Source organism: Halomonas sp. H10-59, from assembly GCF_040070555.1.
Taxonomy (GTDB): Bacteria; Pseudomonadota; Gammaproteobacteria; order Pseudomonadales; family Halomonadaceae; genus Halomonas; species Halomonas litopenaei.
Map to the genome: position 1 here is coordinate 3643591 of NZ_CP098828.1, position 19435 is coordinate 3663025.

Consider the following 19435-nt stretch of genomic DNA (forward strand, 5'->3'; position numbering starts at 1 on the left):
GCTCAACGCCCCCGCCAGCGGCGGCGCGCCGCCAGCCCGTAGACCACCGCAATGGTCACGAAGGAGACCACCAGCAGCAGCGCTGACATCACCCCGGCGGCCCCCTCGTCGAAGGCCTGGACGTGGTCGTAGATGGAAATCGCCAGGGTGCGGGTCTCGCCATCGATGGCCCCGCCGACCATCAGGATGACGCCGAACTCCCCCAGGGTGTGGGCAAAGGTCAACGCCAGCGCCGAGATGACGCCAGGCATCACCAGCGGCAATTCGATGGTCATAAAAGTGCGCCAGGTCGATAGCCCACTGCACCAGGCGGCCTCACGCAGGTGGTCCGGCAAGGCCTCGAAGGCACGCTGGATCGGCTGTACCGCGAAGGGGATGTTGACCACCAGCGAGGCCAGCAGGATGCCGCTGAAGGAGAAATTCAGGCTGGTGCCGGTCAGCGCCTGCCAGGCGCCGCCCAGCGGGGCGTCGGCACTGAAGGCGAGCATCAGGTAGAAGCCCATGACGGTGGGCGGCATCACCAGCGGCAGTGCCACCAGGGATTCCGCCAGCGGCCGCCAGCGTGACCGGCTGTGGGCCAGGCGCCGCCCTAGCCAGATACCCGGTGCCAACAACAAGAGACTGGTCAGCAAGGCCAGCTTGAGCGAGACGACCAGCGCCAGAGCGTCCATAAAGCGGCTACTCGCCGGTCACGGGCGCAGTGAAACCATAATCCCGCAGAATCTCCTGCGCCTCGGGCGTCTGCAAGAAGTCAAAGAAGGCCTCGGCGCCGGCGCCCGCCCCTTCGAGCAGCACCATGCGCTGTACCAGGGGTCGATGCCAGTCTGCGGGGATCAGCCGCCAGGCAGCGCGCTCGGCCAGGCGTGGCGCCTTGACCAGGGAATAGGCGACCAGGCCACCGGAGGCCTCGGCGGACAGCGCGAACTGGGCGGCCTGGGCGACGTTTTCACCCAACAGTTGCAGGGGTTCACTTGCCTGCCACAGCCCTTGGCGCTCGAGCACCTCGCGGGCGGCCATGCCATAAGGGGCGTGGCGCGGGTTGGCCAGGGCGATACGCCGCGCAGGGCCTCCCTGCTCAAGCCCTGCGACCGCCTCGCGCACCGCCTCAAGCGGTGCGTCCTGCGGCGGCAGCGGTCGGCCGTCACGCTGCAGCCAGACCAGCCGGCCCTGGGCATAGTCGACGCCCTCGCCCTGGGTCAGCCCGGCCTGCTCGAGGTCCCGGGCGCGGCGCTCGTCCGCCGACAGAAACAACGCGAAGGGCGCCCCCTGTTCGATCTGGCGCTGAAGATTGCCCGAGGCGCCGAAGGTGACGCTGAGGTCGATGTCGCCATCCTTGCTGGCGTCGCTGTCGCTCGTCTTGAAGCGCTCGATCAAGGAGGGCATCGCGAGCTGTAGCGAAGACGCCGCCGCGACGTGAACCCGGTCGGCCACGGCGGACATCGGTGCAAGTCCGAGAGACAGGCCAAGGAGAAGGATCGACAAGGGAAAACGCATGATCAACACGGCTCGCGGCGGCAATCAGGAAGAAAGGAGTCTCGCCTCAACCCTCGCCGCCCAGGATCGACTTGAGGTCGATACGGCTGTCCCGTGGTCCCAGGTCGAGAAGGCCCATCAGGCTGTCGAGGTGATGCTCGATGTCGTTGCGACTGGCTGCGGCGTCGCCACTGCGCAGGTGCTCGAGCAGACGGTGGTGATCGCCCTCGAGATAGCAGCTACCGAGCCCCTGGCGCTTGTACAGCGCGATAACGATCGAGGTGCGCAGGATCAGGTCAGTGAGCATGGTGCCCAGCACCCGGTTGGGAGAATGCTCCGCCAGCAGGTGGTGGATCGCCAGGGAATGTTCGATGCGCGAAGGCTCATCATTGGCGAGAAAGGCCTGACGCTCACGGTCGGCACGATCCTCGATCTGCAGCAGTACCGTCGATGGCAGCGTGCCGGCGGTCAGCGCCGCCAGCTCACCTTCCACCAGACGCCGGGCGGCAAAGGTCTGGCGGGTTTCGTCCACGTCCGGTGAGCGCACCCGCGCCACCTGATTGGGACGCTGGTCGACCACGTACTCGGAGGCCAGACGCGTCAGCGCCTTGCGCACCACCGAACGACTCACGCCGAACACCTCGCCCAGCGTCACCTCGGGCAGTCGAGTGCCCGGCGGCAGCCGCTGGGCCAACACGGCTCGGCGAACCTGGCGTACGATATCCCCATCGCTGATGCGTCCCCCGGCCTTGATCTCGGCCAGCACCTCTTGCTGCCAGGCGTTGCTCATTGCTGCCTACCCATCATCTTGGAAAGCTTGACCTTCTCACGTTTTCTGCCATTGCACCACATTCAGCGCATCATATGTATACACCAGTGGTGGCACCCCACAACGACCGCGCCCGATCCATTGGATCGGGCGCGGAACCTGTGCATCGGGCTGAGTGAAGGTTCAGCCAGCGACGTGACCGTCGTTGACGTCCAGGATCTTCAGGGTATTGGTGCCGCCGTGGGCGTTCATGTGGTCGCCGCGGGTCAGGATGACGTGGTCCCCCGGCACGGCCACGCCGTGGTTAACCAGACGCTCCAGGGCGCGGTCGTTGAGCTCGGAGGCGGACATTTCGCTGGTGTCGAAGGGCAGCGAGATGACCCCGCGATACAGCGCCATGCGCCGCTGGGCGATTGGGTTGTGGGCCAGCCCGACGATCGGCAGGCCCGAGCGGATGCGCGAGGCGATCAGCGGCGTATAACCGGTGGAGGTCATGCAGGCGATGGCGGCCACCCCCTCCAGATGGTTGGCGGCGTACATCGCCGACAGCGCGATGGTCTCGTCGATGCGCTCGAAGCCTTCGTGGATGCGGTGCCCGGACTCCTGGGCGATACGCTCGCGCTCGGCGCCCAGACAGACGCGATCCATGGCTTCGATGGTTTCCACCGGGTAGTCGCCGGCGGCGGTCTCGGCCGACAGCATCACCGCGTCGGTAGCGTCCAGCACCGCGTTGGCCACGTCGAACACCTCGGCCCGGGTGGGCAGCGGCGACTCGATCATCGACTCCATCATCTGGGTGGCGGTGATCACCGCGCGGTTATGGCTGCGGGCATGCTTGATGATGCGCTTCTGGGTACCGATCAGCTTCTCGTCACCGATCTCGACGCCCAGGTCACCACGCGCCACCATCACCGCCTCACTGGCCTCGATGATGCCATCCAGGGTTTCATCGGAGGCCACCGCCTCGGCGCGCTCGAGCTTGGCGACCAGGCCGATCTCGGCGCCGGCCTCGCCCAGCAGGCGACGCGCCTCCAGCATGTCCTCGGCGGTGCGCGGAAAGGACACGGCCAGATAGTCGACGCCGATATCGATGGCGGTCTTGAGGTCTTCCTTGTCCTTGTCGGTCAGTGCCGGCGCCGACAGGCCACCGCCCTGCTTGTTGATGCCCTTGTTGTTGGACAGCTTGCCGCCGACCACCACACGGGTATGGATCTGGCTGCCGTCGACGCGGTCCACGTCCAGCACCACGCGGCCATCGTCCAGCAACAGACGGTCGCCACCGGCCACGTCGTCGGCCAGTTCCTTGTAGTCGCAGCCGACCCGGGTGGCGTCGCCAGCCTGGGAATCCATCGACACATCGATGACGAAGTCAGCGCCTTCTTCCAGATTGACCGCCCCCTCGGCGAAGCGGGCGATGCGGATCTTGGGTCCCTGAAGATCCCCCAGCGCGGCCACACTGCGACCGAGTCGATCGGCGATGGTCCGGACCTCGTTCAGGCGGCGGCGATGGTCGTCGGCGCTGCCATGGGAAAAATTGAGGCGAACCACGTCAACGCCGGCACGCAGCATCTCCTCCAGGACCCCTTCACGATCACTGGCGGGCCCGAGGGTGGCAACGATCTTGGTACGACGTACGGGGGTATGCGGGAGTTGGCTCATGCTGTCCTCGACTGGTTCGAAAATGACGCAAGCAGGATAGGTGGAAGCCACTTCGATGGCATCCAGATCCGAATCCTGTAATTTTACTACAAAATGATCGCTGTAGCGACCACCACTAAAGGCCAAGATGCTGGTGCCACCACCTCTACGATGCGCCAAGGTTAGGCGCAACCTGATGATAGACAAGGATCATCACGGAATTCGAGCACGCCAATTCCAGCGCAGGAAAATTTGATCGCGGCCTGTAATTAAACTACAAAACTTTCGTGATAGCGGGGCTCGCCAGCAGTGATACCTGTTCAAGGCTGCCTTGCTCAAGAGGCTATCGCAATCCCTCTTTCCGTCGATACGAGAGAGATGCCCAGGAAGAAGGACAACCAGGGCTCAGGTCAGCATCGCCTGGCATCAAGCGTCGCCTGACAGCAAAAAGAGCTCACCGATGGGAAAAATGGGGGGGCCCATCGGCGAGCAAGGATCGCCTGCGCGATCCCGACGAGTGACGACCTCACACCCGCCGTTCAGGGAGCAGTCATCTCCCTGCCCGGCCCCCGGACCTTGCCGGCCCGAGGGCTCGAACCCGTCTACTGACCGATTTCGTGATCGGCCAGGGCCTCGAGGGCACGCACAATACCGGCGTGATCCCAGTCGCTGCCACCCAGGGCGGCACAGGACTGGAACAGTTGCTGAGCGTTGGCGGTACCCGGCAGCGCCAGATTGAGCCCTCGCGCTCCTTCCAGTGCCAGATTGAGATCCTTCTGATGCAGGCGAATACGAAAGCCAGGATCGAAGGTCCGCTGGATCATCCGCTCACCGTGCACGTCGAGGATCTTCGACTGGGCCAGACCACCCAGCAGCGACTCACGCACCTTGGCCACGTCGGCACCGGCCTTGGAGGCGAACAGCAATCCCTCGGATACCGCCTCGATGGTCAACGCCACCACGATCTGGTTGGCCACCTTGCAGGTCTGCCCGGCCCCGTGACCGCCGATATGCGTGATGGTCTTGCCCATCACCTCCAACAGCGGCAAGGCACGCTTGAAGCCTTCCTCGGTGGCGCCCACCATGATCGTCAGGGCGGCATTGATGGCGCCCCCCTCGCCGCCGGATACCGGCGCGTCGACATACTCGCCCCCGGCCTCGTGAATACGACGGGCAAATTCCTGGGTCGCCAGGGGGGCGATCGAGCTCATGTCGATCACCAGGGTGCCGGGCTTGAGCCCTTCGATCACGCCGTCTTCGCCGAACAGGACGTCTTCGACATCCGGGGTGTCGGGGACCATGGTGATGATCACCTCGCTGGCCTCGGCCACGGCCCTGGGGCTTGCGACCTCACTGAGTCCCTTTTCCGCCAGGGTCGCGTCGAGCTTGCCGCGCTTGACGCTGACCAACTCATGCCCGGCATCCAGCAGATGTCCTGCCATGGGACGCCCCATGATGCCCAGTCCGATAAAACCGATCTTGCTCATTGTGATTCTCCTTGCCTGATCTTTCAGGGGGTTACGAATATCGGGATCACGCCCCGGCCTGGTCGAACCAGCCCAGGCCTTCCTGGGTGGTCGTGGCCGGCTTGTACTCGCAGCCGATCCAGCCCTGATAGCCGATCCGGTCGAGGTGGGCGAAAAGGAAGGGATAGTGGATCTCGCCACTGCCCGGCTCGTGACGTCCGGGGTTGTCCGCCAGCTGCACGTGGGCGATGCGTGCGAGATGACGCTCCATCGTCGGCGCCAGATCCCCTTCCATGATCTGCATGTGATAGATGTCGTACTGCAGCTTCAGATTGTCGCTGCCCACCTCATCGAACAGCGCCAGCGCCTGTTCGGTGCGATGGAGAAAGAAGCCCGGGATATCACGGGTATTGATCGGCTCGGCCAACAGCACGATACCGGCGTCGGCCAGGCGTTCGGCGGCGTAGCGCAGGTTGTCGACCAGCGTACGGTGAGCCTCGTCCTGACTGACGCCCTGGGGCACGATGCCGGCCAGACAGTTGACCTGACCACAGCCCAGGGTGGTGGCGTAAGCGATCGCGGTGTCGACGCCGGCACGAAACTCTTCGACGCGATCCGGGTGGCAGGCGATACCGCGCTCTCCGGCGGCCCAGTCGCCGGCCGGCAGGTTGTGCAGCACCTGGGTCAGGCCATGGGCGTCGAGCCGCGCCTTGATCTCCTCGGCGGGATGATCATAGGGAAAAAGGTACTCGACACCCTGGAAGCCGGCCTTGGCGGCGGCCTCGAAGCGATCGAGAAAGTCCACTTCGGTGAACAGCATGCTCAGGTTGGCGGCAAACTTGGCCATGAAAATCTCCTGTTGCGCGTAAGACACTTCGTCGATCGACGACCGCCAGACCACGGCGGCCGTCGCTCTCAGTTCGAGCTGAATCAGGTCAAGGCAGCGATGGAACTCGGTGCGTCCTCGAGGTTCTCGGCCAGCGCCTCGAACTCGTTGATACCGGTCAGGTCGGTGCCCATGGCGATATTGGTGACCCGCTCGAGGATGACCTCGACCACTACCGGCACGCGGTGCTGACGGGCCAACTCGCGGGCCTGCTCCAGCGCCGGCGCAATGTCATCGGGCCGACTGACCCTGAGCGCCTTGCAGCCCAGTCCCTCGACCACCGACACATGGTCGACGCCGTAGCCGTCGATCTCCTCGCAGTTGATGTTCTCGAAGGCGAGCTGCACGCAGTAGTCCATGTCGAAGCCGCGCTGGGCCTGGCGAATCAGGCCGAGATAGGCGTTGTTCACCAGCACGTGGACGTAGGGCAGCTTGAACTGCGCCCCAACCGCCAGCTCCTCGATCATGAACTGGAAGTCATAGTCCCCCGACAGCGCCACTACCTCGGCCTCGGGATCCGCCCGGCAGACACCGAGGGCGGCAGGAATGGTCCAGCCCAGGGGGCCAGCCTGACCGCAGTTGATCCAGTGGCGCGGTCGATAGACGTGCAGGAACTGGGCCCCGGCGATCTGTGAAAGGCCAATGGTGCTGATGTAGCGGGCGTTGCGACCGAAGACCTTGTTCATCTCCTCGTAGACCCGCTGGGGCTTCACCGGCACATCGTCGAAGTGGGTCTTGCGCAGCATGGTGCGCTTGCGCTCCTGGCAGGACGCCACCCAGCTGCTGCGATCCTTGAGCCGCCCCTGTTCACGCCACTCGCGGGCCACCTCGACCATCGTCTCGAGCGCCGCCTTGGCGTCGGAAACGATGCCGTAGTCGGGGCCGAAGATGCGCCCGATCTGGGTCGGCTCGATATCGACGTGCACGAAGGTGCGGCCTTCGGTGTAGGTCTCGAGATTGCCGGTGTGACGGTTGGCCCAGCGGTTGCCGATCCCCATCACGAAGTCCGACTCGAGCAGGGTCGCGTTGCCGTAGCGGTGGGAGGTCTGCAGCCCCACCATGCCCGCCATCAGCGGGTGATCGTCCGGCACCGCGCCCCAGCCCATCAGGGTCGGAATCACCGGCACTCCGAGCAGCTCGGCCAGGGTCTGAAGCTCGCCGGCGGCGTCGGCGTTGATGATGCCTCCTCCCGCCACCAGCAAGGGGCGCTCGGCCTCGTTGAGCATACCCAGGGCCTTTTCGCACTGGGCACGGCTGGCCCGCGGCTTGTAGGCCGCCAGGGGCTCATAGGCGTCTACATCGAACTCGATCTCGGTCAACTGGACGTCGATGGGCAGATCGATCAGCACCGGCCCCGGACGCGAGGAACGCATGATCTGGAAGGCCTGCTGGAAGGCGTGCGGCACCTGGGCCGCCTCCCGCACGGTGATCGCCCACTTGGTCACGGGCCCGGCGATGGCCTGGATATCCACCGCCTGGAAGTCTTCCTTGTGCAGCTTGCTGACCGGAGCCTGGCCGGTGATGCAGAGGATCGGTATGGAGTCGGCGCTGGCGGAGTAGAGCCCGGTGATCATGTCGGTTCCGGCAGGCCCGGAGGTGCCGATGCAGACCCCGATATTGCCGGCCTTCGTGCGGGTATAGCCTTCAGCCATGTGGGAGGCGCCCTCGACATGGCGCGCCAGCACATGGTCGATCCCGCCGACGCGTCGCATCGACGAATAGAAGGGGTTGATCGCGGCCCCGGGCACGCCGAAGGCCACCTCGATACCTTCCTTGATGAGTACGTGAACAGCGGCGTCGGCAGCAGTCATGCGAGTCATGATGCATCTCCTGAATCGTCTATTATTGTATACATTTTTGCAGCGCAACATCATACGAAACTGTTTTTTTGGAATTTCTTTCCATTATTTCTAGCAGCCAGACAAGCGGCCCGCAAACAGTTTTGGAAATTTTTTCCATTAGCCCGTTGGCGTCAGCCAACTTGCGTAGGCAAGTCCCTGATACAACGAGTGATCGGCGAGATGTGCCGTAACGGGCGTCACCCATCAGAGCGAATCGCGCGACAACTGGCGGTCGCGCGGACAAGGAAAGGTTCGAAAGCACGGCGCCGTGCGGATGAACCAGAGGAAACGTCAAGAAGAGTGAGTGGAACAGGAACACTCACCCGAACAGCAACGGGCTATACTCGATAAACTGTGCGGTTCAAAGCACATAAGGGACAGGCCGCCGGATTGGCGGGCACCCGCCCCAATCGCCTCTGATGACCAGACGGGAAGGCAACCTTGCCCTGCGTTTCATGGTGCGCCAGCCAATGACGCTCTTGCTCTTGCTCTTGCTCTTGCTCTTGCCCCTGCCCCGCTCTCCTGCGCGCAAGCGTCACCGGGCGCTCGAGATCGACTGCCACGGTGATCGACACGATGGCCAACTTTCGCGATATCGATGAGCGCTTGTCCAGCCTGTCGGCGCATCGCACCCTGCTGGCCATTCGCAACGCCTATCTGTCGATCCTGCCCTACGTCATCGTGATGGCAGCGGTGACCGTGGCCGCCAATCTGTTTCACTTCGCTGGCATCGACACCGGCATCGCCGTCTATGTCAGCCACCTGGCGCGCTATCTCGGAGAGCTGTTTCCCGAAGTGATCCTGCTGTCGTTGAGCTGGTCACTGAACAGCCACAACCGTATCCGAGCGCCGGCCGTCATGCTGGTGTCGCTGCCGGTGTTCTGGATCCTGTGTGGCTGGGACCAGCTCTACGCCGAAGTCGGCCAGCAGACCCGCAGCCTGGGGTCGACCATCGCCATCTACCCCGCGATCCTGCTGACCCACACCACCTTCAAGCTGTTCGCCCGGGAGAACACCCGGAGCCATCCCCAGCGAGTGGTCATGAGCCAGATGATCACCTTCAACCTGCGCTACGTGCTGCCTGGCGTCATGGCAGTCATGCTGGCCATTGTGCTGCGCTTTGCCTTCGTCGCCCTCGCCGATCGCTACGCCCAGGACATCTATGCGCTGCTGGTCGACCGTATTCCCTATCACCTGGAGGTCATCCTGTTTGTGATGTTTCTGCAGGTGCTGTCGCTGTTCGCCATCCACGGCTACGCCACCATGCTGGGGGTGTTCGAATACCTGCAGAACAAAAGTGACGTGCTGGGGCTGCCCTCGCCTGAGTTCTTCACCCTCTACGCCACCCCGGGTGGGGCGGGCTCGGTGTTGTGCCTGATGCTGGTGATGCTGGTGGTGAGTTCACGCCGGGAGTACAAGTCGCTGGCGCGCATCTCCGCCCCGCTGACCTTGTTCAACATCAGCGAGACCCTGGTCTTTGGCATACCGCTGGTGTTCAACCTGCGCATGGCCTGGGCCTTTATCTCGGTGCCGACGATCAATGCCAGCCTGGCCTACACCGCCATGTCCATGGGCTGGGTGGCGCCGCCACCCAACAGCGTCCACTGGGCGGTGCCTTATCTGATCTCGAGCTACCTGGCCTTCGATGGCGTCTACCTGCCATCGATGCTGCTGCAACTGACCTGTATCGGCTGCGGGGTGCTGATATACAGCGTGGCGTGGCGCCGCTATGTCCACCGCGAGCGCTCCAGCAAGGATGAATACCCGGTCTTTCCCTCGCGCAATGCAAGCGACTCGGCGTTTGGCGATGACGCCCTGGATATCGTGCTGATGGAAGAGAACGTCAGCCGCTGGAGTCGTATCAAGCAGGCAGACCGAACCCTGAAATGGCTGAACGAAGGCCAGCTCGAACTGGTTTTCCAGCCCATCGTCGACGTCAGGACTCACCGCATCAAGCACATCGAGGCCCTGCTGCGCTATCGCGATGCCCAGGGCCTGCTGCATCCCCCGCAGTTTCTGGACGTGCTGCGCCACCACGCCGGCGTCATGGAAGGCATCGAATGCTGGGTGATAAGGACTGCCGCTCACCATGTGCGGCAGTGGAATGAGGCGGGGTTTTCCAAGCGTCTGTTCATCAACGTGACGCCACTGTTCTTTTCCAGCGGCAACGTCCGGCGATGCTTCTTCAATGCGCTCAACGATTGCCCGGTCAACTCGCTGGGCATCGAGATCACCGAACAGGCCCTGCTCGAGGACCTTCCCCGGACGCTTTCCGATATCAAGCTGTTTCAATCCATGGACGTCCAGTTCGCACTGGATGACTTCGGCAGCGGTTACTCCTCCTTCAACTACCTGAGCCAGCTTGGCGTGGACTTCATCAAGCTGGACAAGACGCTGATCGACGATATCCACCTGCCCCGCCAGGCCAGTGTCGTCGAATCGGTGTACCAGTTGTGCCGGCACTTGAGCCTGCAGGTCATCTGTGAGGGCGTCGACAAGGACGCCAAGGAGGCTCGCCTCGAACGAATCGGCGTCACCCTGATGCAGGGCTTCCTGCTCTACCGTCCGATGGAGGCCCCCGCGCTGGAAACCCTGCTGCGCCAGGAGCAGCACGCAGCAGGTTCCCTATAAGGGGCGAGAGGGGGCGGGGTCGGGGGCCTCGATCGAGCTCGCTTTCCGGGTCGAGGCCCTGGTCGGTCAGTCCAGCGTCGGCAGCTTCATATGCCGATTGACGTCCTTGTACAGCAGGTAGCGGAACGGACCGGGACCACCGGCGTAGCATGCCTGCGGGCAGAAGGCGCGCAGCCACATGTAGTCTCCCGCCTCGACCTCGACCCATTGCTGGTTGAGGTGGTACACCGCCTTGCCCTCGAGCACGTAAAGGCCGTGCTCCATGACATGGGTCTCGTCGAAGGGAATCACTCCGCCGGGCTGGAAGGTCACCACCGTCACATGCATGTCGTGACGCATGTCGTCGGGATCGACGAAGCGGGTGGTCGCCCACACCTCGTTGCAATCCGGCATCACCGTCGGCGCGATATCGTTCTCGTTGGTGACGATGGGCTCGGGCAGATCGATACCGTCGACGCGTTCGTAGGCCTTGCGTATCCAGTGGAAACGCACGGCTTCCTTGCTGCGATTGTGCACCTGCCAGTCGCTGCCGGGAGGGATAAAGGCGTAGCCGCCGGGCACCATCACGTGCACCTGGCCCGCCAGGGTCAGCTCAAGCTCTCCCTCGACAACAAACAGCACGCCTTCCGCCTGAGGGTTGGGCTCCGGACGTTCACTGCCGCCCTCCGGGCCGACTTCCATGATGTACTGGGAGAAGGTTTCGGCGAACCCCGACAGCGGCCGTGACAGCACCCACAGCCGGGTGTTGTGCCAATGGGGCAGCTTGCTGGTGACGATGTCCCGATAGACGCCCTTGGGGATCACCGCGAAGGCTTCGGTGAACATCGCCCTGTCGGTGGTCATCACCTTCTGGTCCGGATGCCCACCGCGGGGCGCATAGTAGTGTCGTGTCGGTTGGGAAGCGCTCATTGAAAAATCCTTGTTGTTGGCCCATATGCCATGCAGCTGTATCGCTAAGCCGTGTCTTTCGCCCGGTCGACGGGGCTCGTCACTCACCCAGGGTGACGCGAATCTCGAGGGGGTATTCATCGCAATTGTTGCCGTCACCACCGCGATCGACGACGAGAAACTCGCCTTCACGCTCCAGCACGGACTGGATGGCGTGCCAGGTACCGGCGCGGTAGTTGACGCCCTGGCGGCCGTCGGTGACGAAGGCACGGACCTCGGCAGGGTCGATGCTATCGCCGGCCGGAGCCACCACGATGATGAAGCGTTCCTCATGCAGCGGCATGAAGGCCTGGCTGCCGAGAGGATGGCGCTCCAGAAAGGACAGCGTCAGCGGCAACTCGATGGGCTGGCTGACGAACAGGCTGATCATCGGCCGCGCGTTGTCGCCCAGGGTCTCGATCGGCACCAGATCATGGTGGCGCTGGGTGCGACCAGCATTGATCGGAAAGGAGGCGGAGTTGCGCGCGTCGATGACCTCGCCAAAGGGGGCGAAGGCCTCCGCCGTCAGGGGATGTGCGGTCAATTCGAGCATGGTATTTCCTGAAGTACGGGCGAGAAAGGGCTCCCCGAGGCGGTCGACACTCGGGGAGATCAGGGCGATGGCTTGCGTCAGCCGATCGGCGCCGGCGTCGGCGCGGGAAACTGCTCCGCCCAGTGGCGGGCAATATCGATCCGCCGGGTGACCCAGACCCGATCGTGGGCCTCGATATGGTCGAGAAAGCGCTGCAAGGCGCGAAAACGTCCCGGACGGCCAATCAAGCGGCAGTGCAGGCCCACCGACAGCATCTTGGGAGAGTCCTCGCCCTCGGCGTAGAGCACATCGAAGGCATCACGCAGATAGGTGAAGAAGTGATCGGCGGTATTGAAGCCCTGGGGCGCGGCGAAGCGCATGTCATTGCTGTCCAGGGTATAGGGCACCACCAGATGCGGATGGTGCTGGCCCTGGCTGTCGGCCTCGCAGGTCCAGAACGGCAGGTCGTCGCCGTAGTAGTCGCTGTCGTAGAGGAAACCGCCTTCGTCGAGTATCAGCCGCCGCGTGTTGGGGCTGTCGCGGCCGGTGTACCAACCCTGAGGACGCTCGCCGTAGAGCCGCTCGAAGATCTCGATGGCCTTGCGCATGTGCTCCCGCTCGACCTTCTCCGAGACCTGCTGGTAGTGGATCCAGCGATAGCCGTGACAGGCGATCTCGTGCCCCAGTTCCTTGAAGGCGTGGGCCAGTTCAGGGTGGCGTTCCAGCGCCATGGCGACTCCGAATACCGTCAACGGCAGCCCCCGCCGCTCGAATTCCCGCAGCACTCGCCAGACCCCGGCACGGGAGCCGTACTCGTAGATCGACTCCATGCTCAGATGGCGATCGGGATAGCTGTCGGCACCGATGATCTCGGACAGAAACTGCTCGGAGCCCGCATCACCATGGAGTACACAGTTCTCGCCGCCCTCTTCGTAGTTGAGCACGAACTGCACGGCGATCCTGGCCTTGCCTGGCCAGTTGGCATGGGGAGGCGTGCGACCATAGCCGATCAGATCACGCGGATAGGATGTTGTTGTCATGGGTAGCTTCTCCTGAAAGTCGGGCGATGGCCGGGGCCACCACTGCCGTGCGAGCGTGCAAGTACATAGGCGACAGAGCAAGGTGGCGTACCTGCGGTCCCGGGCGCCTGCGGTTGAATGGTCAGCTGAAACACGGTTTCTGGAACCTGGTGCTCGGGTCGTGGTGGCAGGCACACGGGACCAGGCGCTTTTAGCCAGACACATGAGCAACGACGCCTGGGGCTCCCCGAATGGCGCGCTTGGGCTGATCGTTTCAACGAGACACTTCCGCTGAACGCTACCCTCCGGGCGCAGCGTTTGCGCCTGCCTTCGCTCCTCCCTTGCGCCTGCCTTCGCGCGCCGTGCGTGACGTCACCGCACGCCATTATGTATACAAACTAAAAATAGACTGTACTCACTTTCTTGGCAACACCTTCATCGATCCCCTACCAGGGGAAAAGGCACATCGTACTTCGCCGCAGAACTCGCCCACGCCCCTCCCCTCACTGCCCATACCGTTCATGACGACAGGCCGCATGAAGTCCAGACACGACATACTGTATACAATAATTACCATGAAATTGTACTGACCATATCGACAATCTAGTATTCATTTACAGTTCACACTCCTCATGATCGTGACCGTCGCACCATAAAAACACTCACTGCACTGTTTTTTAAGGCGTTTCCCCGCCAACCGCGCTCGACCAATTCAGCCCTTGATGCGTATCCGATATCGATCTATTTTGTGTACAAAGATATTAATTCCTCGTCCATGAAGGAAGACAGGCATGCATCTCCACCTGATCAACCCCAACACCACCGCCGGCATGACCGAGACGATTCGCCTCGCCGGCAGTGCCATCGCCGCGCCAGGCACGCACATCACCGCCTCCCAGCCGGTCAGTGGTCCGGTTTCCATCGAGGGCCATTTCGACGAGGCGATCAGCGCCGTGGGCGTGGTCGAGGAAGTCCTGCGCATGGACAGGGAAGCCCAGGTCGATGCCTACGTGGTGGCCTGCTTCGGAGACCCGGGCCTGTTGGCGGCGCGAGAAGCCACCCGTGCACCGGTGATCGGGATCGCCGAGGCGGCCTTCCATATGGCCAGCCTGATCAGCACGCGCTTCTCGGTGGTGACCACCCTGGGACGCACCGTGATCATCGCCGAGCACCTGCTCGACCAGTACGGTTTCCGCCACCAGTGTCGCCGAGTGCGTGCCGCCGAGATCCCGGTGCTGGACCTTGAAGACGATAGCGACTGCGCACTCGACAAGATCATCGAGGAGAGCCGTCGTGCCAGGGACGAGGACGGCATCGGCGCCATCGTGCTGGGCTGCGGCGGCATGGCCGACCTGACCGAGACCATCAGCCGCGAGGTGGGCCTGCCGGTGGTGGAAGGGGTGACGGCGGCGGTGAAGCTGAGCGAGGCACTGGTAGGGCTGGGCCTTGGCACCTGCAAGACCGGTGACCTCGCCTTTCCCCGACCCAAGGCTTTCAGTGGCACCTTCCAGCATCTGTCCCATCTGGATCTGGAGACCACCGGCCGCTGACCCCTTCCCTCTGCCCCCTGACCGCATGACAAGGCTTGACCCATAACAATCCACAACGAGCGAGGTCCAAGATGACCACTTCCACTTCCCGGCCAGGCGAGCCCCAGGGCGTCGCCGAGGCCACCACCAAGAGCGTCGGCGACGAATCGCTGGCCCCCCAGAAGACCCGTATCATGGGGCGCACCTCCTACCTGCTGGCCTGGTTCGGCGGCTGCGTCTCGATCGGCACCTTCACCATGGGCTCCAGCGTGGTCGGCACCCTCAACCTGATCCAGGCCACGGTGGCCATCGCCATCGGCTGTTTCGTCATCGGCATCGTCCTGGCCATCAATGGCGCCGCGGGCTACAAGTACGGCATTCCTTTCATGGTCCAGGCGCGCAGCGCCTTCGGTTTCCAGGGCACTCGTCTGCCAGGACTGGTCAGGGCGGTGCCGGCCATCGTCTGGTACGGCTTTCAGAGCTGGATCGGAGCGGGCGCCCTGAACCTGGTGTCGGCCACCCTGTTCGGCTACGACAACCTGATCGTGTTCTTCATCGGCTTTCAGTTTCTGCAGATCGGCCTGTCGGTGCTCGGCTTCCAGGGCATCAAGTGGCTGGAGAACGTGGGTAGCGCCTTCATCCTGGCCTCGCTGGTCTACATGTTCTACAGCACCGTGGTCCGCTACGGCGATGCCCTCTCGGCCAACCTGTTGACCATGGAAGGCTCCTGGGGGCTGCCTTTCTGGGGTGCCACCATGCTGTTTCTGGGCATCTACTCGACCATGATGCTCAATGTCAGCGACTACTCCCGCGAGCACGTCAAGGGCACCGGGCCGGGTCTGTTGACCACCATCTACGCCATGTCAATCCTGCCGTGCACGTTGTTCATGGGGTTGATCGGCTACATGGTGTCCGAGGCCACCGGCGTGGCCGACCCGATCAAGGTCTTCGCCAACGCCGTCGACAACACGCCGCTGCTGATGACGACCCTGCTGTTCATCGCCTTCGCCCAGGTCACCACCAACGTGCTCAATAACGTGGTGCCGCCCACCTATGTGCTGATGGACACCTTCAAGATGAGCTTCCGCAAGGCAACGGTGGTCGTCGGCCTGCTGGCCTTCGCGACCTTTCCCTGGGAGCTGGTTAAGGACGAGTCCGCCGCCGGCCTGCAGGTGTTCGTGCAGACCTACTCCTCCTTCCTCGGCCCGATCTTCGCGGTGCTGGTGGTGGACTACTACCTGATTCGCCGCCGTACCCTGGATCTGGACAAGCTGTACGACGAGAACGGCCCTTACCGAGGCGTCAATCTGGCCGCCTTCATCGCCACCGCGGTGGGCGTCGTCGCCGCCTTCAGCATGCCCACAGTGTCCTGGTACGCAAGCCTGATCCCGGCGGGCCTCACCTACCTGCTGCTGATGCGCTACTGGAAGGGCTGCCAGCGCTTTACTCAGTGAACAAGGCGAGGCCCCGACCCCAGGTGGTCGGGCGCCTCGCACTCGTCGAATTCCGAGGACAACAAGATGACACTCTCTCTTCCTTCCCTGCTCCAGGCTGTCGCCATTCCCGGGCTCGCCCTGATGATGGCCGTTGCGCCGATGGCCAGCGCCGAAAAACCAGCATCGCCCCCCCTGAGCACCATCGTGCTCATCAACCCCAACTCCAGCGATACCGCCACCCAAGCCATGGCAGCGCTGGCCGAGCGGGAAGCCCAGGGAAAGGCGCGGGTTGTCGGGGTCAGCAATACCTCGGCGCCTCGACTCTTGACCACCCCCGAGGATATGGTCGCGGCGAGCCAAGGCGTAGTCGAACTGGGCCGCCAGGCCGCCGAGGACCCATCCACCGGCGCCATTATCGTTTCGGCCTTCAGCGATCCCGGACTTGATCAACTGCGCGAAGCCGTCGACATTCCTGTATTCGGCATCGGCGAAGAGGTCTTCCACGAGGCAGCGCGCGATGGCCGCCCCTTCGGTATCGCCACCATCACCCCTGACCCGGCACTGATCGAGTCCTTTGCCGCCAAGGCCGAGGCTCTGGGCTATCAGGATCAGTACAGAGGCACCCGCGTCACCCCCGGCGATCCGGTTGCTTTGCTCGACTCGCCGCAGGCACTCGATACCGCCCTGGCTGACGCCATAGAGGCCTCGGTCGGCGAAGACGGCGCCGAAGCCGTGATCATGGGCGGGGGGCCCTTGTCAGATGCCGCCATTCGCCTTCAGGACAGCACCGAAGTGCCCTTGGTGATAGCCGTCAGTGCGGCGGCCAGGGCGGCGGTCGCGGCCCTGGGCCGCGACTGAGCGCGTCCTTTGCATCAATAGTCACGACGGCTGAAACAACAACAGAAACAAGAAAGAGACACCTTTATGTCCCATGACGATCTAAGCCTCGATACCTCCCGGGTCGATCCGGACCTGTACAACGAGGACCTGGCCCCGCTGCCCCACGCTCGGCGCAACTGGGGCGCCTTCGAGATCTTCAACGTCTGGTCCAACGACATCCAGAGCCTGTTCGGCTACACCCTGGCCGCCTCGCTGTTCTTGTCCTACAACCTGAGCGGCTGGTCGGTGATGGCGGCGATCATCCTGGCCGGGGTGATCGTGATGTTTCTGGTCAATCTGACCGGTGCCCCCAGCGTGCGCTACGGCATCCCCTTCCCGGTCATGGTGCGGGCGAGCCTGGGCGTGCGCGGCTCCAACCTGCCGGCGCTGTTGCGCGCCCTGGTCGGGATCTTCTGGTACGGCGTCCAGACCTACTTCGCCTCCACCGCCGTCACCCTGATGATCACCGCCCTGATCGGCACCGACGGCGGGGCCGGCATGCTCGGTCTGTCACCGGTCGCCTGGCTGTCCTTCGTGCTGGTGTGGCTGTTTCAGATCGCGATCTTCTGGTCGGGGATCGAGCGCATCAAGCACTTCCTCAACTGGGCGGGGCCGCTGGTCTACGTGGTCATGGTGGCGCTGATGGTGGTGGTCTGGTGGCAGGCCGGCAGCGAGCTGCTGCCGGCGGTGGGCACCATCTTCTCGGCCAGCGGGGAAGGCGGTGGTGGCATCGGCGCCTTCGCTGCCGTGGTCGGTACCATGGTGGCCTACTTCGCCGCCGTGGTGATCAACTTCGGCGACTTCACCCGCTTCGTCAGAACCGAACGTCAGATGAAGCTTGGCAACCTGCTGGGGCTTCCCCTCAACGTCGCCTTCTTCTCCTTTATCGCGCTGATCATCACCGCCGGTACCCTGGTGCTGTTCGGCGAGGCCCTGACCAACCCCACCGATATCGTCGAACGGGTCGACGCCTTGCCGTTGACGCTGCTGGCGGCGGTCACCTTCTTCGCCGCCACCGTCGGCATCAACCTGGTGGCCAACTTCATTCCCCCGGCCTACGACCTGGCCAACCTCTTTCCCCGGGTGATCAGCTTCAAGGTCGGCGGCCTGATCACCGCCTGCGTGGCCTTTTTCGTCGGCGCGCTGTGGGTCTCGGTGATCAGCCAGATCGGCGTGCCCGGCTTCGTCAACGCCGTGGGTGCCATCGTCGCTCCGTTCTACGGCATCATCGTGGTCGACTTCTACCTGATCAAGGGCCGCCGACTCGACGTCCAGGCGCTGTTCTCGTCCCGTGAAGGCGACGCCTACACCTACACCAACGGCTGGAACCTGCGCGCCGTGGTGGCCTTTGCGCTGGCCGCGATCTTTTCGCTGGCGACGGTAGTGGTGCCGGCCCTGCAGGGGCTGGCCGGCTTCGGCTGGATGATGGGGGCAGCACTCGGTGGCGCCATCTACTACGCGCTGATGCGCCAGCACAAGCAGGCGGTGACGGCCCACTGAGGCCAGGCCCGACAGCCGAGCTTCCTCGAGCAGCAACTAGTAACAAGGCTCCCGGCGATCGCCGGGAGCCTTGTCGTTTCAGAGCCAGGAATTCTAGAGACGCGGTGAGCGTCAGGGCGCAAAGATATCGAACAGGTTGGGTGCCTCGTCCTCTTCCTCGACGATCGACAACGAGGCCTCGATGGCCTTGAGGTGGCGGCCCATGAAGGCGGCGGCGCGCTCGCCCTTGCCGTCTTCCAGGTACTGGATCAGATCCTGATGGTCGTGTGACTCGCAGCCCAGGTGCCCGGCGTTGCCATAGACGGCCAGAATCAGCGAACTGCGCGAACACAGGCGCTCGACGAAATCCGCCAGGGTGCGGTTGCCGGAGACCCTGGCCAGGTAGGTGTGGAAATCGGCGGACAGGCGAATCGCGACGCTCTGCTCACCGCTGCGCAGCGCTTCCCGCTCGCGCTGGGCCATGTCCTTGAGGGTGACGATGTCGTCCTGGGTGATTCGCCTGGCGATATCCGACATCAGCCCGCACTCGACCATCTGGCGGGCATCGAACACGTCCTTGGCTTCGTCAGCGGTAGGACGCGTCACGCTGGCGCCACGGCGTGGCGTCAGGGTGACGAGCTGCTCCAGCGCCAGGCGCTGCAGGATCTTGCGAATGCCGGTACGACTGACCCCGAACACCTCGGACAGGGCATCCTCGCGCAAACGTGCGCCCGGCTTGAGCCGGTGCTCGATGATGGCGTCGCTGATCGAGCGATGAATGGCCTCGTGACGCTCGGCGCCGTCACCGTTCTTGCCCTGTCTGGGGGCAGGTGAGGCGGGGGGCGAAGGCTTCACGCGCTGATTCATCGACACTGTCCTCGGATGCAATATATCCCCATTGTATACGAGATATACCGACAGGAAAGAACC

General features: G+C 63.6%; 16 protein-coding genes. 5 read left to right on the forward strand and 11 right to left on the reverse strand.

Going from position 1 to position 19435, the window contains the following annotated elements; all coding sequences use genetic code 11:
* Positions 1-2: 2 nt before the first annotated feature.
* The 7 genes from modB to gcl all read right to left on the reverse strand — a co-directional run bounded on the left by modB (position 3) and on the right by gcl (position 8052).
* On the reverse strand, positions 3-671 hold the full coding sequence (gene modB, locus NFG57_RS15825; protein ID WP_045994094.1) for a molybdate ABC transporter permease subunit: 669 nt from the start codon (positions 669-671) through the stop codon (positions 3-5).
* Between the two features lie 7 nt (positions 672-678).
* Positions 679-1494: a molybdate ABC transporter substrate-binding protein gene (modA, locus tag NFG57_RS15830; RefSeq protein WP_348814740.1), complete on the reverse strand. Its 816-nt coding sequence runs from the start codon at positions 1492-1494 to the stop codon at positions 679-681.
* Between the two features lie 46 nt (positions 1495-1540).
* Complete coding sequence (locus tag NFG57_RS15835) at positions 1541-2263, reverse strand: GntR family transcriptional regulator (RefSeq protein WP_045994095.1); 723 nt, start codon at positions 2261-2263, stop codon at positions 1541-1543.
* A gap of 162 nt (positions 2264-2425) precedes the next feature.
* Positions 2426-3901, reverse strand: a complete 1476-nt coding sequence (gene pyk, locus NFG57_RS15840) for a pyruvate kinase (RefSeq protein ID WP_045994096.1) — start codon at positions 3899-3901, stop codon at positions 2426-2428.
* 581 nt (positions 3902-4482) lie between these two features.
* The gene (locus NFG57_RS15845) at positions 4483-5367 is read right to left on the reverse strand and encodes a 2-hydroxy-3-oxopropionate reductase (protein ID WP_045994097.1); all 885 of its coding nucleotides are present in this window, start codon (positions 5365-5367) and stop codon (positions 4483-4485) included.
* Between the two features lie 46 nt (positions 5368-5413).
* On the reverse strand, positions 5414-6193 hold the full coding sequence (gene hyi / locus NFG57_RS15850) for a hydroxypyruvate isomerase (protein ID WP_348814741.1): 780 nt from the start codon (positions 6191-6193) through the stop codon (positions 5414-5416).
* An 83-nt stretch (positions 6194-6276) separates the two neighbouring features.
* The gene (gcl, locus tag NFG57_RS15855; protein WP_348814742.1) at positions 6277-8052 is read right to left on the reverse strand and encodes a glyoxylate carboligase; all 1776 of its coding nucleotides are present in this window, start codon (positions 8050-8052) and stop codon (positions 6277-6279) included.
* 597 nt (positions 8053-8649) lie between these two features.
* Here gcl and NFG57_RS15860 point away from each other — a divergent pair.
* Positions 8650-10704: an EAL domain-containing protein gene (locus tag NFG57_RS15860; RefSeq protein ID WP_348814743.1), complete on the forward strand. Its 2055-nt coding sequence runs from the start codon at positions 8650-8652 to the stop codon at positions 10702-10704.
* A 66-nt stretch (positions 10705-10770) separates the two neighbouring features.
* Here the strand turns inward: NFG57_RS15860 and NFG57_RS15865 are convergent, their stop codons facing one another.
* The 3 genes from NFG57_RS15865 to puuE form a co-directional block, all read right to left on the reverse strand.
* Entirely contained in the window at positions 10771-11613 is an 843-nt protein-coding gene (locus NFG57_RS15865; protein WP_045995186.1) for a bifunctional allantoicase/(S)-ureidoglycine aminohydrolase, read from the reverse strand.
* A gap of 79 nt (positions 11614-11692) precedes the next feature.
* A complete protein-coding gene (locus NFG57_RS15870) occupies positions 11693-12184 on the reverse strand; it encodes an ureidoglycolate lyase (protein WP_045995185.1) in 492 nt (163 codons plus the stop codon).
* 77 nt (positions 12185-12261) lie between these two features.
* Positions 12262-13203 carry an allantoinase PuuE gene (puuE, locus tag NFG57_RS15875; protein ID WP_045995184.1) on the reverse strand — a complete coding sequence of 314 codons (942 nt, stop codon included), beginning with the start codon at positions 13201-13203 and terminating at the stop codon, positions 12262-12264.
* A 770-nt stretch (positions 13204-13973) separates the two neighbouring features.
* Here puuE and NFG57_RS15880 point away from each other — a divergent pair.
* The 4 genes from NFG57_RS15880 (at position 13974) to NFG57_RS15895 (ending at position 18526) form a co-directional block, all read left to right on the forward strand.
* On the forward strand, positions 13974-14732 hold the full coding sequence (locus NFG57_RS15880) for an aspartate/glutamate racemase family protein (RefSeq protein WP_348814744.1): 759 nt from the start codon (positions 13974-13976) through the stop codon (positions 14730-14732).
* A gap of 71 nt (positions 14733-14803) precedes the next feature.
* On the forward strand, positions 14804-16165 hold the full coding sequence (locus NFG57_RS15885; protein ID WP_348814745.1) for an NCS1 family transporter: 1362 nt from the start codon (positions 14804-14806) through the stop codon (positions 16163-16165).
* A 66-nt stretch (positions 16166-16231) separates the two neighbouring features.
* Positions 16232-17005: an aspartate/glutamate racemase family protein gene (locus NFG57_RS15890; protein ID WP_348814746.1), complete on the forward strand. Its 774-nt coding sequence runs from the start codon at positions 16232-16234 to the stop codon at positions 17003-17005.
* A gap of 66 nt (positions 17006-17071) precedes the next feature.
* Positions 17072-18526, forward strand: coding sequence for an NCS1 family nucleobase:cation symporter-1 (locus NFG57_RS15895; protein WP_348814747.1), 1455 nt, complete (start codon positions 17072-17074; stop codon positions 18524-18526).
* 111 nt (positions 18527-18637) lie between these two features.
* Here NFG57_RS15895 and NFG57_RS15900 read toward each other — a convergent pair whose 3' ends face one another.
* Positions 18638-19372: a GntR family transcriptional regulator gene (locus tag NFG57_RS15900; protein WP_083970245.1), complete on the reverse strand. Its 735-nt coding sequence runs from the start codon at positions 19370-19372 to the stop codon at positions 18638-18640.
* Positions 19373-19435: the final 63 nt, after the last annotated feature.

Excerpts from the sequence above, each read along its gene's own strand:
- modB (WP_045994094.1), bottom strand. The coding sequence starts at position 671 with ATGGACGCTCTGGCGCTGGTCGTCTCGCTCAAGCTGGCCTTGCTGACC.
- modA (WP_348814740.1), bottom strand. The coding sequence starts at position 1,494 with ATGCGTTTTCCCTTGTCGATCCTTCTCCTTGGCCTGTCTCTCGGACTT.
- NFG57_RS15835 (WP_045994095.1), bottom strand. The coding sequence starts at position 2,263 with ATGAGCAACGCCTGGCAGCAAGAGGTGCTGGCCGAGATCAAGGCCGGG.
- pyk (WP_045994096.1), bottom strand. The coding sequence starts at position 3,901 with ATGAGCCAACTCCCGCATACCCCCGTACGTCGTACCAAGATCGTTGCC.
- NFG57_RS15845 (WP_045994097.1), bottom strand. The coding sequence starts at position 5,367 with ATGAGCAAGATCGGTTTTATCGGACTGGGCATCATGGGGCGTCCCATG.
- hyi (WP_348814741.1), bottom strand. The coding sequence starts at position 6,193 with ATGGCCAAGTTTGCCGCCAACCTGAGCATGCTGTTCACCGAAGTGGAC.
- gcl (WP_348814742.1), bottom strand. The coding sequence starts at position 8,052 with ATGACTCGCATGACTGCTGCCGACGCCGCTGTTCACGTACTCATCAAG.
- NFG57_RS15860 (WP_348814743.1), top strand. The coding sequence starts at position 8,650 with ATGGCCAACTTTCGCGATATCGATGAGCGCTTGTCCAGCCTGTCGGCG.
- NFG57_RS15865 (WP_045995186.1), bottom strand. The coding sequence starts at position 11,613 with ATGAGCGCTTCCCAACCGACACGACACTACTATGCGCCCCGCGGTGGG.
- NFG57_RS15870 (WP_045995185.1), bottom strand. The coding sequence starts at position 12,184 with ATGCTCGAATTGACCGCACATCCCCTGACGGCGGAGGCCTTCGCCCCC.
- puuE (WP_045995184.1), bottom strand. The coding sequence starts at position 13,203 with ATGACAACAACATCCTATCCGCGTGATCTGATCGGCTATGGTCGCACG.
- NFG57_RS15880 (WP_348814744.1), top strand. The coding sequence starts at position 13,974 with ATGCATCTCCACCTGATCAACCCCAACACCACCGCCGGCATGACCGAG.
- NFG57_RS15885 (WP_348814745.1), top strand. The coding sequence starts at position 14,804 with ATGACCACTTCCACTTCCCGGCCAGGCGAGCCCCAGGGCGTCGCCGAG.
- NFG57_RS15890 (WP_348814746.1), top strand. The coding sequence starts at position 16,232 with ATGACACTCTCTCTTCCTTCCCTGCTCCAGGCTGTCGCCATTCCCGGG.
- NFG57_RS15895 (WP_348814747.1), top strand. The coding sequence starts at position 17,072 with ATGTCCCATGACGATCTAAGCCTCGATACCTCCCGGGTCGATCCGGAC.
- NFG57_RS15900 (WP_083970245.1), bottom strand. The coding sequence starts at position 19,372 with ATGAATCAGCGCGTGAAGCCTTCGCCCCCCGCCTCACCTGCCCCCAGA.